The 14,662-nt window shown below is 53.5% G+C and carries 15 protein-coding genes, 1 tRNA gene and 2 pseudogenes; 7 read left to right on the forward strand and 11 right to left on the reverse strand.

Annotated features, from left to right (window positions below; all coding sequences use genetic code 11):
• The first annotated feature begins 68 nt into the window (after window positions 1–68).
• Window positions 69–827: a heme-dependent oxidative N-demethylase family protein gene (locus SIB38_RS12905; RefSeq protein WP_294118783.1), complete on the forward strand. Its 759-nt coding sequence runs from the start codon at window positions 69–71 to the stop codon at window positions 825–827.
• A 21-nt stretch (window positions 828–848) separates the two neighbouring features.
• Here the strand turns inward: SIB38_RS12905 and SIB38_RS12910 are convergent, their stop codons facing one another.
• Window positions 849–1,895, reverse strand: a complete 1,047-nt coding sequence (locus tag SIB38_RS12910) for an ornithine cyclodeaminase (RefSeq protein ID WP_294118785.1) — start codon at window positions 1,893–1,895, stop codon at window positions 849–851.
• Window positions 1,896–1,913: 18 nt separating this feature from the next.
• The gene (gene rocF / locus SIB38_RS12915) at window positions 1,914–2,840 is read right to left on the reverse strand and encodes an arginase (RefSeq protein WP_412550305.1); all 927 of its coding nucleotides are present in this window, start codon (window positions 2,838–2,840) and stop codon (window positions 1,914–1,916) included.
• A gap of 117 nt (window positions 2,841–2,957) precedes the next feature.
• Between rocF and SIB38_RS12920 the strand changes: the two genes are divergently transcribed.
• Window positions 2,958–3,383 carry an Lrp/AsnC family transcriptional regulator gene (locus SIB38_RS12920; protein ID WP_294118787.1) on the forward strand — a complete coding sequence of 142 codons (426 nt, stop codon included), beginning with the start codon at window positions 2,958–2,960 and terminating at the stop codon, window positions 3,381–3,383.
• Window positions 3,384–3,406: 23 nt separating this feature from the next.
• Here SIB38_RS12920 and SIB38_RS12925 read toward each other — a convergent pair whose 3' ends face one another.
• Window positions 3,407–3,874: a disulfide bond formation protein B gene (locus SIB38_RS12925; protein WP_412550306.1), complete on the reverse strand. Its 468-nt coding sequence runs from the start codon at window positions 3,872–3,874 to the stop codon at window positions 3,407–3,409.
• On the reverse strand, window positions 3,871–4,449 hold the full coding sequence (locus SIB38_RS12930) for a YqaA family protein (RefSeq protein WP_412550307.1): 579 nt from the start codon (window positions 4,447–4,449) through the stop codon (window positions 3,871–3,873). Before SIB38_RS12930 ends, SIB38_RS12925 begins: the two co-directional genes overlap by 4 nt.
• A 168-nt stretch (window positions 4,450–4,617) precedes the next feature.
• On the opposite strand from SIB38_RS12930, the gene SIB38_RS12935 reads away from it, so the two are divergent.
• Window positions 4,618–4,703: transfer RNA gene (locus SIB38_RS12935), tRNA-Leu, on the forward strand.
• Between the two features lie 112 nt (window positions 4,704–4,815).
• Here the strand turns inward: SIB38_RS12935 and SIB38_RS12940 are convergent.
• The 3 genes from SIB38_RS12940 to SIB38_RS12950 form a co-directional block, all read right to left on the reverse strand.
• Complete coding sequence (locus tag SIB38_RS12940; RefSeq protein WP_412550308.1) at window positions 4,816–5,586, reverse strand: tyrosine-type recombinase/integrase; 771 nt, start codon at window positions 5,584–5,586, stop codon at window positions 4,816–4,818.
• A 272-nt stretch (window positions 5,587–5,858) separates the two neighbouring features.
• Window positions 5,859–6,071 carry a helix-turn-helix transcriptional regulator gene (locus SIB38_RS12945; RefSeq protein WP_412550309.1) on the reverse strand — a complete coding sequence of 71 codons (213 nt, stop codon included), beginning with the start codon at window positions 6,069–6,071 and terminating at the stop codon, window positions 5,859–5,861.
• 3 nt (window positions 6,072–6,074) lie between these two features.
• On the reverse strand, window positions 6,075–6,620 hold the full coding sequence (locus tag SIB38_RS12950; protein WP_412550310.1) for a 3'-5' exonuclease: 546 nt from the start codon (window positions 6,618–6,620) through the stop codon (window positions 6,075–6,077).
• A 257-nt stretch (window positions 6,621–6,877) separates the two neighbouring features.
• On the opposite strand from SIB38_RS12950, the pseudogene SIB38_RS12955 reads away from it, so the two are divergent.
• Window positions 6,878–8,004, forward strand: a pseudogene (locus SIB38_RS12955) (IS3 family transposase).
• A 943-nt stretch (window positions 8,005–8,947) separates the two neighbouring features.
• Here the strand turns inward: SIB38_RS12955 and SIB38_RS12960 are convergent.
• The 4 genes from SIB38_RS12960 to SIB38_RS12975 form a co-directional block, all read right to left on the reverse strand.
• Window positions 8,948–10,036: a GlxA family transcriptional regulator gene (locus SIB38_RS12960; RefSeq protein WP_412550311.1), complete on the reverse strand. Its 1,089-nt coding sequence runs from the start codon at window positions 10,034–10,036 to the stop codon at window positions 8,948–8,950.
• 355 nt (window positions 10,037–10,391) lie between these two features.
• Window positions 10,392–11,149, reverse strand: a protein-coding gene (locus SIB38_RS12965; protein ID WP_412550312.1) for an IS5 family transposase whose coding sequence is annotated in 2 segments (ribosomal slippage) — window positions 10,392–10,828 and window positions 10,828–11,149 — 759 coding nt in all. Because the reading frame shifts where the segments join, the coding sequence is not laid out codon by codon here.
• A 278-nt stretch (window positions 11,150–11,427) separates the two neighbouring features.
• Complete coding sequence (locus SIB38_RS12970; protein ID WP_412550313.1) at window positions 11,428–11,913, reverse strand: GNAT family N-acetyltransferase; 486 nt, start codon at window positions 11,911–11,913, stop codon at window positions 11,428–11,430.
• Between the two features lie 446 nt (window positions 11,914–12,359).
• Window positions 12,360–13,117 (reverse strand): IS5 family transposase gene (locus tag SIB38_RS12975; RefSeq protein WP_412550314.1). Its coding sequence is split into 2 segments (ribosomal slippage): window positions 12,360–12,796 and window positions 12,796–13,117, totalling 759 coding nucleotides; the frame shifts between segments, so codons are not numbered across the junction.
• Between the two features lie 156 nt (window positions 13,118–13,273).
• On the opposite strand from SIB38_RS12975, the gene SIB38_RS12980 reads away from it, so the two are divergent.
• From SIB38_RS12980 to SIB38_RS12990, 3 genes and pseudogenes are all read left to right on the forward strand, one after another.
• Window positions 13,274–13,957, forward strand: a complete 684-nt coding sequence (locus SIB38_RS12980) for a lysozyme (protein ID WP_412550315.1) — start codon at window positions 13,274–13,276, stop codon at window positions 13,955–13,957.
• Window positions 13,957–14,184 (forward strand): hypothetical protein, encoded by a 228-nt coding sequence (locus SIB38_RS12985; RefSeq protein ID WP_412550316.1) that lies wholly within the window; start codon window positions 13,957–13,959, stop codon window positions 14,182–14,184. The genes SIB38_RS12980 and SIB38_RS12985 overlap by 1 nt, the downstream gene beginning before the upstream one ends.
• A gap of 152 nt (window positions 14,185–14,336) precedes the next feature.
• Window positions 14,337–14,488, forward strand: a pseudogene (locus tag SIB38_RS12990) (integrase core domain-containing protein); the annotation flags it as partial.
• Window positions 14,489–14,662: the final 174 nt, after the last annotated feature.

Below are 14,662 nucleotides of genomic sequence, written 5' to 3' on the forward strand. Positions count from 1 at the left end.
TTGGCATCGTGTCGCGGCATGCAAGATTGTTGATGTCATCGCGGCTTGGCTGCGCTACGGCTGGTGTCATGAAAGAAATCTTGCAGACATCTATTCCCTACGACGCGCTGGCGGAGCGGCCGCTGCCTGGCATTGCCCCACTTGATTCTGACGAATGGCTCATCATAGATGATGCTTACGCCGCGCAAATGTCGCTGCGTTGCAAGCTGTTATCAGAAGAACCTGATCTTGTGTCGGCCTTGGCGGAAGACGCGGTACCGGCGGCGCAGGAAGTGCTGGATTTGGCCTTGGACCAACTGGCGAGCCGAGCGGATTTCGATGTTGGCCGGCAAGCGGTACGCTGTCCTGATGGGCGTGTCGTTGCCATAGATCGAGCGCAGCCACTGCGCACGCTTGGACAGATTATTCAGGAAGACATCTTTTTGATGCAGAAGGTTGGCGATGAACATGTGCTCACCGGCGCCGTGCTTTGCTTTCCCGCCAGCTGGACCTTGTCGGAGAAATTCATGCGCCCGCTGATTGGCATTCATGTGCCAGTGGCGGAGTATGACGACAACATCGCCAAACGGGTGCAGCGCTTGTTTGATGGTGTGCGGGCCGGGCGCCCGTTGTGGCGCAAAAACGCCCTTTGGTATGACGATCCATCGCTGTTCACACCACGCCCGGAAGATGCACCGCGGGATCCGGTGCCCGCAACGACCGGCGCGTATCTGCGCTCCGAAAAGCAATGCATTCTGCGCTTGCCCAAAACAGACGCAGTGGTGTTCTCAATCCACACCTTCATGGTACGACGCGAGCAAGTGATGCAAGCGCCCGCGGCCCAATAGGGCAGCGGACGCCACAACGGTTCAGGCTTTTGCCCGCTGCACCATGCCGAACAGATCACGCGGATCGTCGGGGTCAGCCAGCATGTCCAAATCTTCGTGAAACGGTGTCTGAGCCACCTTGTCGCGGATGTAGCGCAGGGCAGAGAAGTCCTCGATGGCGAAGCCAACACTGTCAAATAGGGTGATCTGCCGTGCGTCGCGGCGGCCCTGTTTCTCGCCCGTAATCACCTGCCAGAGCTCGGCGACTGCAAAATCCGGGTCCATCTGCTGGATTTCGCCTTCAATGCGGGTCTGTTCAGGGAATTCCACAAACACGTCAGAACGCTCTAGAATGCCCTTGGCCAGTTCCGTCTTGCCCGGACAATCCCCGCCAATCGCGTTGATGTGCACACCGGCGCCCACCATGTTGTCGCTCAATATGGTGGCGTATTGTTTGTCGGCGGTACAGGTGGTCAGGATCTGCGCACCTTCAATGGCCTGCTCTGGCGTTTTGCAAACCACAACTTCCAAACCGCTGTCTGTCAGGTTGTCTGCGCATTTCGCGGTGGCCGCTGGGTCTTTGTCATAGAGACGTACAGATTTCAGTCCAATGATGGCTTTCATCGCAAGCGTTTGGAACTCCGACTGCGCACCATTGCCGATCATCGCCATCGTGTCGGCACCTTTCGGCGCGAGGTACTTGGCCGCCATGGCCGAAGTTGCGGCGGTGCGCAGCGCGGTCAAGATGGTCATCTCGGTGAGCAGAACCGGATAGCCTGTATAAACGTCCGCCAGCAGACCAAAGGCCGTTACAGTCTGCAATCCTTCGGCGGTGTTCTTGGGGTGACCGTTCACATACTTGAAGCCATAGGCTTCACCGTCGGAAGTCGGCATCAGCTCGATCACACCCACATCTGAGTGGCTCGCCACGCGCGGGGTTTTGTCAAACAGCTCCCAACGGCGGAAGTCTTCTTCGACATAGTCGGCCAGATCTTTGAGCATTTGCTCCACGCCCACATGGTGCACAAGACGCATCATGTTGTCGACGGAAACGAAAGGAACGAGGGCTTTTTCGGAGGGTTGTGTCATTTGATTTATCCCCAAAAATTACGAGAAACTGCGTGTCGGGCGGTCAAATACACGACGGCCTAGGGCAGAGGCGGCCAGGTCGACCATCAGCTTGGCTGTACGTCCGCGTTCATCCAGGAAGGGGTTGAGCTCCACCAAATCGAGGGAGGTCATCAGCCCGCTGTCATGCAGCATCTCCATCACCAGATGCGCTTCACGGACGGTTGCGCCCCCCGGGACTGTGGTCCCGACGGCTGGCGCAACAGACGGATCGAGGAAGTCGACATCAAGCGAGACATGTAACATGCCGTTCTGGGCCGCCACATGGTCTAGGAACGTAGCAAGCGGCCTGGCAATGCCGTTTTCATCGATCTCACGCATGTCGTGACGGCGAATTTTGGTGGCTTGCAAGGTTTCCCGCTCCGCATCGTCTACCGAGCGCAGCCCAATCATGCAGATGTTTTCTTCGGGCACCGGGTTTTTCACGACTGGGAAGGCGTCAAACCCCTCACGACCCGCAAAATAGGCCACAGGCGTGCCATGCAAGTTGCCGCTGTCCGTGCTTTGCGGTGTGTGAAAATCCGTGTGCGCATCCAACCACAGAACAAACTGCGGACGATCTTGGCTGGCAGCATGATTTGAAACGCCTGCCACCGTGCCGGCGGACAGGCTGTGATCGCCACCCAAGAAGATCGGGAAGCCGTCTTGCATGGCCTTTTCTGCGGCTTCAGTGAGTGCAGTGGTCCAAGCAACGGTTTCGTTGAGGGCGTGTAACTCGTGATCCTGCGCGTCCGGCTCAAACGGAGCAGGGGACAGGTTGCCTAGGTCCTGAACGCTGTGGCCTAAGTCTTGCAGAGTTTCGCCCAATCGGGCGGTGCGGTAGGCGTCGGGGCCCATCAGGCAGCCTCGGCGGCGTTTGCCACTGTCCACCGGAGCGCCCACCAACAAGCAGTTTTTCTGTGTCATTCTTGATCCCATGTTCGGCGATTTGGAAAAAATCCTTCCGAAATGGGTTGATTTACACCCCTCAATTTGCACATAACGGGCAGTGTTTTCTCAAATCGGCAGTAAAGGCTGTGCAATATGGACGACATTGATCGAAAGCTGATTTCAGCGCTGCGCCATGACGCTCGGGCGTCTTTGTCGGATCTTGCCATCGACCTTGGTGTGTCCCGTACCACGGTGCGCGGCAGGATTGAACGCTTGCGTCAACGCGGCGACATTGTTGGCTTTACTGTGGTCCTGCAGGAAGACGCCAAAAGCGATCCGGTGCGTGGTCTCATGATGCTGGGCATCGAAGGGCGCGGCACCGACCGGATTGTGCGACAGTTAACTGGGCTAACCGCAGTACGCGCCATTCACAGCACCAACGGGCGTTGGGACCTCATTCTGGAGCTTGGCACCGATACATTGGATCATCTGGACGACGTGCTGACGCAAATCCGTCGTCTCGACGGGGTTGCGACAAGTGAAACCAACTTACTGCTGTCAACGCGCAAATCCGGTTGAGAAATTGCGCGTTACTAGTTGATTTATTTTAGTTTTTTGATGGCGAAGACCCAGAGTCCTGCAGCGCCAAGTGACAGTAGGGCGTTGTAGTTGGCCATGGAGAGTCCAAAGAGGTCCCAGGGAATCTCGTCACAACGCACCAGCGGGGCGGACATGATCTGGTTAAACACATCATCCGCGCTCATGTTGGACACATCAGAGCTGGTGCAAGTTGATGGCCCCTCCCACCATTTGCGCTCAACGCCGGTGTGATAGAGGCCCACAAGCCCGGACACTGCCGCACCAGCGGCTGCCAGAGAGGCCAGTAGCCCGAGGCCGGTCACTATTGCTAACAGGCCGGCGCCTGCGGCCACCCAATGCGGGTACCGTTGGTAGTAACACAGTTTGCAGGGCGGCATTTCGCCAATGAATTCAAAGCCCCACGCCCCGAGGATCATTGCCACTGAGAAGCCGGTCAAAAGCACATAGGCCAGTTTTTGTGTCTGTTTCATAGATATTTCACCGCAAGAAAGCCGCCAAACAGCAGGATCAGGAACAGGGAGGTGACAAGGCCCAAGCGTTTTTCGATAAAGTCACGCACTGGCTCGCCGAACTTTCGCAACAGCGCCGCCACCAGGAAGAATCGGATGCCGCGGGCCAGAACTGAGGTTGCCATAAATGTCGCCAAAGGCATGTGGGTAAACCCGGACATGATGGTGATGACTTTGTAAGGGAAAGGCGTGATGCCAGCGCCCAGGACGGCCCAGAAACCAAAGTCGTTAAACCGGGTGGAGAACTCCGCCACTGCATCGGCTTTACCCAGCGATTGCAAAATTGGTTCCCCAATGGTGTCAAAGGCAAAAAAGCCAATGGCGTAGCCAAACAAGCCACCAATCACCGAAGACACCAGCGCGACCAACGCAATCAGCCAGGCACGGCTGGGGCGGGCCAGAATCATCGGAATCATCAAAACGTCCGGTGGAATCGGAAAAAACGAGCTTTCGGCAAAGCTGACAATGGCCAAGGCCCACAACGCGCGCGGATGATCTGCCAGGCGCATGGTCCAGTCGTATAGGCGTTGCAGCATAAAAAGTCTCTTTGGCCTGTCTATCGTTCTGTCCTGCCTAGGCATTTGCCTTTGAAGTGCAAGCAAATAATCCGTGAGAGCTAAGGGGCAGGCAAATTTTCGCAAAGCCAAAAAGAATGCGTTTTGAGGCTGGACCTTCCCCAATTCCTTGGCTAAATCAGACCCGTGGCCCAAGTGGCGGAATGGTAGACGCAGGGGATTCAAAATCCCCCGCCTTCACGGGCGTGAGAGTTCGAGTCTCTCCTTGGGCACCAACAAAATCAATAGCTTACGGGCTTTTGGCTTTGCCGCAGATCACTCACAAAGTGATCTACTCACACACCCTACTCACACATCTCGTTTTGTTCGTTCTTTGTCCGTTCCGATTCATTCGGAGCGTTTGGCTGCTGATTTTGTCAGGATTTTGCGACTGGCCTTCTTGCGATAGTAGGCCACCATTTCAGGGCTCTGGTTTGTTGCGGCCTGAATTTCCGCGTCAGACCAACCTGATTCCGCGAGGCGCACAATTGCGAGTTTGCGAAGGCCATCAAGAGCAAATGGCTTTGCTTCTTCGCCCATGCCGTTTCGCCATTTCCGAAAGTCCTTTTCAACCGCGTCATATCCAACCGGCTCGGTGAGGTTCTTTGCCAGCAGGTATTTGCCCGCTCTCGGCATGTTCTGGACAAAAGCTTGAAGTGCTTCCGGGCAGAATACCTCGAAATACTCCCCCCGCTTTTCATCCAATACCTTCATCCATTCACTGTTGAAGTGGTCAAAGCGCATCTCGACAGCCGCGCCGGGGCGCTGGCCTGTGTTCAGAATTACGGTTGCGAGTGTCTGGACGTTCTGCGGTGCTGTATCAAGTTTTCCGATCATCCATTCCGGCCAAGGCTCATATTCCCTTTGCGGCCCAAAATGCTCAATGCCTTCGGCGGGGTTTTCGCCAATTGGCCAATCCAATTTGTTCCGGCCATAGTTCCAAAGTAAACTTAATGTTGCCAGAATCTTATCGGCCTTTCTTGGAGTTGGTGAGAGCATGTCATGCGCCGCGCGGACTGCTTGGCGTGTTGTCGATCGAACGTCTTTGTCACCGTTCTTGAGCATGATCCGGTCCATGTCGCGGCGATAGGTCTTCTTGGTGCTGTCCGCCAGCTTCATCTGAATGCGCGGATCTTCCCGCCAGGCAATGATCAGTTTTGCCCAAGTGTAGTCGGATGTGACTTTTTGCTTTTCGTGGCGTCCAGCCTCACAGGCCCAATAAAGCCGGTCCAACTCCTCGGCCCGTCCGCCCCATTTTAGCAACACGGCCTTTTGCTTACGCTTCCTGCCCTCGATCCATGAAACGCGGTGATAGGGTTCCCAAGCCTCTTTGCTCGGCGACCATTTCCAAGTCAGGCGAGGCTTCTGAATACGTGGCTTGGCTGGTCTTTTCAAATCTCAAAACCTTGGTTGGGCTTGGCAGCTTCGCCGTTCAGTATCGCGCGGAGATCGTCAAACATCCACAATTCCGTTCCATCGGGTAGAACAACCGGTGGGGGCAGTGCGTCGCGCGAAACCAGCTTGCGGAAATGGGCGCGCGACAAACCGATGGCTGCGGCTGCGTCCGTTTCTTTCCAGGCAATTAGGTTTGCTTGTGCTGGCATCCCTCATTCCCCTCTGTTGTTGCCAGGCGTGGCGCATGCTTGCTCTGCCGCCCAGATCGCAACCAGGTGCTTGGCTTGAGAGACGGCATCGTCAAGCGCATGGTGGTGGGTGCCTGATCGATCCATCTCAATCGGTGAGAAGTTTTTGACAGTGCGATAGCAGCGGTCCAGCGAGAACCGCCAAGGAGCTTCTTGGCCATACCGGCGATAGGCTTGCGAGAGGATCACATTGTCAAAGGCCGCGCCGTTGCCCCAAAGCCCGGACAGTTCGTCCGCCTTTAGCCAGGCGGTGAAGTCGCAGAGAGCGGGCCATTCGTCCTCGCCCTCGGCTTCCGAGATTGCCGCGCGGGCCTCTTTCGATTCCTTAAGCCACCAGATCACGGCCCCAGCTTCGATTGTCGCGCCGCCGTCGACGGAGGATTGCAGGGACACTTGGCGATAAAACTTGTCCTCGCTGACGTCGTTTGCATCAAACCGACAGGCACCAATCGCGACAATTGGCGCGTTTGGTGCGGTGCCCATGGTTTCAAGATCGATCATTGCGTGCATCGCTCACTCTCCCTCTTTGATAGAGGGGGTGGCGGAACACTCTCCCAACCAAACGCGGGAGCCGTCTGCCTTGCAGAATTCGACATACCCGCGTTCGTGCGCTTGGTTCAGGGTCTCGGTGCTACCCACCAAGTAGCCAATGAACCCGATTACAAAAACAGCAAGCGCCAGTCCAAAGAGCCACGCAGCCGCTCGATTGAATGATCCTCCCCCACTGAAGTGGTCCGCCGCTATGTTTAGAAAACGGAGGATTCACGATGGGAAATAAGCGATACAAGCCCGAGGAAATTGTCACGAAGTTACGGCAGGTTGAGGTGCTTGTCGGGCAAGGAATGGCGCGGGTTGATGCGATCCGTGAGGTTCGCATAACCGAACAGACCTATTATCGCTGGCGCAAGCAATATGGTGGGATGGGAACCGACCAACTTAGGGATCTATAACGCCTTCAGAAGGAGACCGAACGGCTGAGAAAGGCTGTGTCCGACCTCACTCTGGACAAGTTGATCTTGGCGGAAGCTGCGAAGGGAAACTTCTAAGCCCCGCGCGTCGCCGGACTTGTATCGATCACGTGCGAAGCCAGTTCCGGATTTCTGAACGTCGAGCCTGTCGTGTGCTGAAGCAACACCGATCTACACAACGAAAGTTGCCTCGGGGCCGAGCCGATGAAGAGAAACTGGTCGCGGATATGATTGAGCTGGCACGTCAGTATGGCCGATACGGTTACCGCCGGATCGCGGCATTGCTGAGAGATGGAGGCTGGCAAATCAACGACAAGCGTGTGGAGCGTCTGTGGCGACGTGAGGGGCTGAAAGTGCCAATGAAACAACCGAAGAAAGGGCGGCTCTGGCTGAATGATGGATCATGCGTTCGGCTCCGGCCCGAGCATCGCAATCACGTCTGGTCTTATGACTTCGTGCATCATCGAACCGACGATGGGAAGGTGTTCCGCACTTTGAACATCCTCGACGAACACAGCCGGGAATGTCTGGCAATCAGGGTAAAGCGCAAGCTGAACTCTGGCGATGTGATCGACGCCTTGAGCGACCTGTTCATCCTGCGCGGTGTGCCTTCCTATATCCGCTCTGACAACGGCCCAGAGTTCATTGCTCAGGCGGTTCAGGACTGGATTAAAGCCGTTGGCGCCAAGCCCGCCTATATCCAGCCGGGCAGCCCCTGGGAGAACGGATACTGCGAAAGCTTCAACGCCCGGTTCCGCGACGAGTTTCTAAACGGTGAGGTCTTCAACAGCCTGCGCGAGGCTCAAATCCTGATCGAACAATGGAGGACACACTACAACACCAAACGACCGCATAGTGCCCTGGGCTACCGCCCGCCGGCGCCGGAAACCGTCGTCCCGATGGACCAGAGGCCAATCATGCACTAACAATCAAACTGGACCACTTGGGTGGGGCTGATCATGAACCGTGATTTCTTATGCCATAATGGAATAGAGGTTCGTCTTGCTTGATACACACCTTCTTTGTGAACTAAACTTGTTTGAAATGGTAACTTTGAGCTCTAAGCCGCCATACGTCAGTGCGACAGCGTGTCCGCAGCGAAACTGCGTGCGAACCAAGGTGGTCAACTGCTGGTGCCAGCAAAATACAGCCAATGAGAATAGCAGCCTAAATGAAACTCTGATCCATCTTAAGTTGGCTGCAAACTGGTCGAAAACGTAAGACCACCTCTGTCTTGCTAGCCATCAAGGGCAACTATGCGCAAGGAGCGGCATCAAACCGCGACACGTACAGTCCAATCACTGGCGCGTAGCTCATAACATCGGGTTTGATCAGTTTTTTCAGTGTTTCTTATAAATTTTTTCGAGAAGCATTATGCTGCTCGCATGAACGCGATCAATCTCGGACGACCAGGCCAAACTTGCGAGAACTGCACTGTAAATTTGCTTTGACAAAATGGACGTTGCGCAAGTGAAGTGATGCACACAGTCTCTATAAATTTTTTTTCATAGATCCCTGATCCTGTGTTTAGTCCACAATCAAGGATCAATACTGGTAAGTGATAATCCATCATTTTCAGAAGCCTAAAGTGACTTTCTAGTCTGTGTATATTATTCTGATCCATGCAAATAACTACAATTGCAGTCCGTTCCGGGTCCTCAGAGATGCTCGAGAAAAGATCGTCCAGACACTTTGATCGATTGATCTGAAATCCAAGTGTGTCCAAGATGATTGAAATTTGAGAAAAGTGCTCTTCGGAGCTTACAACCATATCTACTTGGTTACTCCTAAAGTTAGATGCATCATAGTATTCAAAGTCTACTAGATTTTCTAGATTTGCCTGAAATGATTCATTATTTCCAAATTGTGTCAAGGCAATTCTCTATTTCTGTTGCGGTATTGTGTAGGTGAGACTTGAAAAGAGCGTATGAAGCTTCGTCGAAACTGATGTGAATTAGTAAAGCCAGCGTCTCTAGAGATTTCGTCTAGAGATTTTTGAGACAGCTCTAGTTCGCTTTTTGCTCTAAATAACCGGAGTGTTTGTATGTATTTTGATGGCGTTTGACCAACTTCTCTAGTAAATCTTCGATGGAAGTTCCTTGGGCTCATCGAACTATATCTTGCCATTGACTCGACTGTAATACTTGATTCAAGGTTCTCCTGGGCCCACAGCATAACCCTCTCTATTGGTCCAGTGATTGATTGAACTGAAGGCAAGAGACAACTGAACTGCGATTGACCGCCTGGCCGTTTTAGAAACATAACCCAATATTGAGCGACGGTTAGAGCTATACGCGGGCCGAAATGGAGCTGAACAAGCGCCAGCGCAAGATCCATTCCTGCTGTAATACCTGCAGATGTGAATATTTTACCATCTTGAATGTAGATTTTGTCATCTTCAACGGTGACGTATGGGAACTTTTGTCTTAACTTTTCTGCCCATGCCCAGTGTGTCGTGGCTCTTCGTTCATTTAGAAGCCCTGCTTCCGCTAATAGAAAGGCGCCCGTGCATATGCTAGCTGTGTGCGTTGATTGAGCGGCAAGTTCTTCAATCGCTAATCGCATTTTAGACTGTTTCGCTACCTCCATGGCAGTTTCGCCACCAGGAACTAGCAGAATATCGATATCCCCACCGCGGATACTTGACAAGGAGGTCGTCTGAATTTGAACGCATGAAGGTCCCGTGGTTATTGGTCCGCCATTCAGTGATACAACTTCTATTTTGTAAGGTTGGTCTGACGTTCGAAGCGCAAGTTGGACTCCAGCCAGAACATCCAACGGACCGACTATGTCTGTTGCATTTGCGCCATCGTATACCAGCGCTACTACACGCTTAGTAGTGGGTGAAGGTTCAGAGAGGACATTTTCGTTCGTCGTCATATACATGAAAATTTCAAGAATATCTCCGGCGCGCAATGACAGATACCGGTCATTTTCGGCCATTATCGAACCAGTCATTCAGATCAAATTAGTTCGATTTGAGCTACTCCTCAATCCTTGGACAGGATCTGGCGTAAATTAAGCTACTCTTTGCACCTGCTGATCGGGGTTGGTTCCGCCAAAGGCAGAAAAGTCCCGCATTGTGCAATTTCGCTTGGCATGAACCTTCGCAACCGCAGCTAACGACTGCTTCGGTGATCTGCGCCGCAGCATTGCTCATAGAATTCTGGGGCAATAGGTGGCCAGTTTGACGACTTTGCAAAGTCAGCTACCTGCGCATAGCTGCCATTGGGTCTGATAGGAAGGTCACGCAAAAGGGGTATCTAGCCGAGCCTGCTATCTCACCAGCTTAAAGGGTCTCTAGGGTCAGGACTCATAGCCAGTAAATAACGAGAGCTGCGAGGGCGATGGCGGACAGGAAGACCTTCGGGCATCTGTCGTATCGAGTTGCGACCCGCCGCCAATCCTTCAACCTGCCGAACATGATTTCGATCTGGTTGCGCCGTTTGTAGCGGCGCTTATCGTACTTTACAGTCTTTTTGCGCCGCTTTCGACCAGGGATGCAAGCGCGTATCCCTTTGTCTTTCAACGCTTCTCGGAACCAATCGGCGTCATAACCCCGATCTCCAAGCAGCCAGTCCACTTTGGGCAATCTGCTCACCAATGCCCGCGCGCCGATGTAGTCGCTGACTTGCCCGGCTGTAACGAACAGGTTGAGAGGGCGTCCCCGGCTGTCGCAGATGGCGTGCAGCTTGGTATTCATACCGCCCTTGGTTCGGCCAATCAGGCGTCCTCGCCCCCCTTTTTGACGCCCAAACTGGTCGCGGTTCGGTGAGCCTTGAGGTAGGTGGCGTCAATCATCACAGTCCTCTCTTCGCCGTGTTCGGCAGCCAGACCTACCATCATCTGCGCGAAGATACCTTTGTCGCTCCAACGCTTCCAACGGTTGTACAGCGTCTTGTGCGGCCCGTACTCCGCAGGTGCATCGCGCCACCGCAACCCATTGCGATTAATAAAGATAATCCCGCTCAAGACACGTCGATCATCGACGCGTGGTTTGCCGTGGGATTTAGGAAAGAAGGGCTCAAGACGCGCCATCTGCGCGTCCGTCAACCAGAAAAGATCAGACATGTTCACCGCTCGTTTTCAAACTGTGAATCATGCCATTAGACGGAGATCAATGGGTCCTGACCCTAGGCTACCCATCTGGGATGTGTTCTTGCTCTGTGCGGCATCCATCCAGCGCGGAAGCGCTTACGTTCCAAGCCATCCGAATTTCAAGGTTCAGGGTGCCTTTATAGCGTGAGCAACGCAGGCGAGTTCATTCTCATCCTAGAATTTTAGAATTGGATATATTGTTGATTGTTTCTCGGGATGCCGATTTTGCCCTAAAGACAATATGGTGTGGTTTAGGTAGGTTTGGTCAGGCAACATTCAAAATAATGAAAGGGCAGGTCATCTTTTTCCGCAATTCGTAAAAAACCTAGCTTTGTCAGTATTCGCGCTGAAGCGAAATTCTTCTCATGTACTCTAGCGTAGACAAACCTTAACTCTGGGTAGTGCATAGTGCTTTCATACAAAAAAAGAGTAACCATTGCTGAACCGTGTCCGTAACCCCAGTGGTTAATGTCAAGCCAGTAGCTAAGTTCCGCGTGTTCTTGGTCGAATTCTAAGCGTACTTGGCCGATCAGCTCACCTTCAAATTCAACTGCTCGAATAAAGTGATTGCTGTTGGATGCATTAAGTTTGATCAATTCCAATGCTTCGTTAGCATTTAATTCACCAGAGTACTCTTCTGGCAAAAATTCCCAGAATTTTTCGGAAGAGAGTATCCGTGATAGGGGCGGTGCATCTTCATTTTCCCACGGTCTAAAGACGTAACCTTTGCGGAACATTTAGTTTACCCCCGAGCTTTCTCAAGAAACGTACAGGTTGGCTTTGGCGCGCCAGAATTTTGTTTCGGAAAGAACTGTTGGGACATGTCTGTAGCTTCAAAGCCGATAATAGGCTTCATTGATGGCGTAACGAACGGTTTCATTGTATTCGGTGTCTCTTGGTAGATTGGAGCGTGATTTCAGGTTAAAGATCTGTCCTGTTCGAACGCCGTACCTGGCCGAGCCCGGAATTTTTCGCGCTGACGTTACACTTTCTATACGCTTAACGAAACTTCGCTAAAGTATGTGTGAGCCGCTCAAGAGTATTGTGCTCATTAAATCTGGTTAGTTTTTGTGGAACCGATTCACCAACTAGTTTCCTTGATATGCCGCAGGGGCATTTGATTTGGAGACGAAGCTAACCGGCTTCCTTGTTAGATAAAATCAGAGCCTTCTAGGGTCAGGACTCATAGCCAGTAAATAACGAGAGCTGCGAGGGCGATGGCGGACAGGAAGACCTTCGGGCATCTGTCGTATCGAGTTGCGACACGCCGCCAATCCTTCAACCTGCCGAACATGATTTCGATCTGGTTGCGCCGTTTGTAGCGGCGCTTATCGTACTTTACAGTCTTTTTGCGCCGCTTTCGACCAGGGATGCAAGCGCGTATCCCTTTGTCTTTCAACGCTTCTCGGAACCAATCGGCGTCATAACCCCGATCTCCAAGCAGCCAGTCCACTTTGGGCAATCTGCTCACCAATGCCCGCGCGCCGATGTAGTCGCTGACTTGCCCGGCTGTAACGAACAGGTTGAGAGGGCGTCCCCGGTTGTCGCAGATGGCGTGCAGCTTGGTATTCATACCGCCCTTGGTTCGGCCAATCAGGCGTCCTCGCCCCCCTTTTTGACGCCCAAACTGGTCGCGGTTCGGTGAGCCTTGAGGTAGGTGGCGTCAATCATCACAGTCCTCTCTTCGCCGTGTTCGGCAGCCAGACCTACCATCATCTGCGCGAAGATACCTTTGTCGCTCCAACGCTTCCAACGGTTGTACAGCGTCTTGTGCGGCCCGTACTCCGCAGGTGCATCGCGCCACCGCAACCCATTGCGATTAATAAAGATAATCCCGCTCAAGACACGTCGATCATCGACGCGTGGTTTGCCGTGGGATTTAGGAAAGAAGGGCTCAAGACGCGCCATCTGCGCGTCCGTCAACCAGAAAAGATCAGACATGTTCACCGCTCGTTTTCAAACCGTGAAGCATGCCATTAGACGGAAATCAATGGGTCCTGACCCTAGGAGCTTTCCTCGAAGGTCTTTCCATGCTGGCGCATCTCGCCACCAACCTCAACCCACCCGCCTCTGGCGGGTTTTTTTATGGAGAAACACATGAACATAAACCAAGCCACCTTAGACCTTGTGAAGCGCTTTGAAGGTCTTGAGCTGACTGCGTATCTCGATCCGGTGGGCGTACTCACCATTGGATACGGCTACACCAACAGAGCGGGCTTTGGTCCTGGCGTGTCTGTGGGTGAAACGTGGACCAAGCCCTTTGCGGAGCAAATGCTGTGGGAGGGGCTTGAACGTTTTGCGGATCAAATCAGACCCATGTTCCGGCGCGCGCCCAATGACAATGAGTTCGGTGCGATGCTGTCTCTCGCGTACAACATTGGCGTTGGGGCGTTCAGCCAATCTACCTGCCTGCGCCGCTTCAACGCGGGTGATATTGAGGGCGCTGCCGAAGCGCTGACATGGTTCAACAAGGCTGGCGGCAAGGTCTTGCGCGGGCTTACCCGCCGCCGTGCGGCCGAGCGCGAACTGTTTCTTACGGATGCTGCAATCATTGAAGCAACACCTAAGGCAGACGCGGAGCGCAGTTCACCGGTTCAGTCTACAACGATCCGCGCCGTTGCTGGTACTGCGGCGGCGGGGGCAGGGGGTGTTCTAACCGCATTGGGCAAGCTGGACCCTTTGGCTCAGTATATCCTCTTGGGCTTTTCTGCTGTTGCGCTGATCGGGCTGGGCTGGATTGCGCGCGAGCGGCTTCGCAAGTGGGCAGGAGGGGCGCGGTGATGCTGCGCTTCCTACCTTCCAAGGCGGCAGTATGGGCCGCACTCAGCGCGTTTGTGGTCGTCTTTCTTGCATGGCTTCGCATCGACGCGAAGAACGATCAGAGGCGCAAAACAGATGCCCTGCGGAACAAAGCCCGCCTTGATGCCGTCCAAAGCAAACAGGAGATAGATCGAGATGTGGAGACGCAAGACGATACCGCTCTTATTGACCGCCTCACTCGTAACTAGCGCATGCTCTCAATCTCCCGCTGGAGATTTCTGCGACATTGCCGAACCTATCCGGTTCGAGCGTTATGTCGCTTCGGTGGTTGTGACAGGAGATCGCGACGCCGCCGAAACGATAGATGCCCAGAACCGCTACGGGGAACGGCACTGCAGGTGGTGAGGTATTTTACAGCCTGCGCGAAGCCCAAATCCTGATTGAGGAATGGAGGAAGCATTACAAAACAAAAGACCACACAGTGCATTGGGCTACAAACCACCAGCTCCTGAAGCCAGCATTCCGATGGATCGGAGGCCGATCATGCACTAACAATAGAATTGGACCAGTCAGATAAGGCTGCTCAGCAGGTTTTTACGCCTCAGTTGACAAATCCCGAAACGACCAATTACGCTATTGGTAGCAAGCGTTTGAATGACACGACAGTGGCTATTTGCAACTCTTCACTGTTGGCCTTGATGCGTTAGAAGGCGTTAGAAAGTAGCA

Source organism: Shimia sp. MIT910701, assembly GCF_047126315.1.
Classification (GTDB): Bacteria; Pseudomonadota; Alphaproteobacteria; order Rhodobacterales; family Rhodobacteraceae; genus Shimia.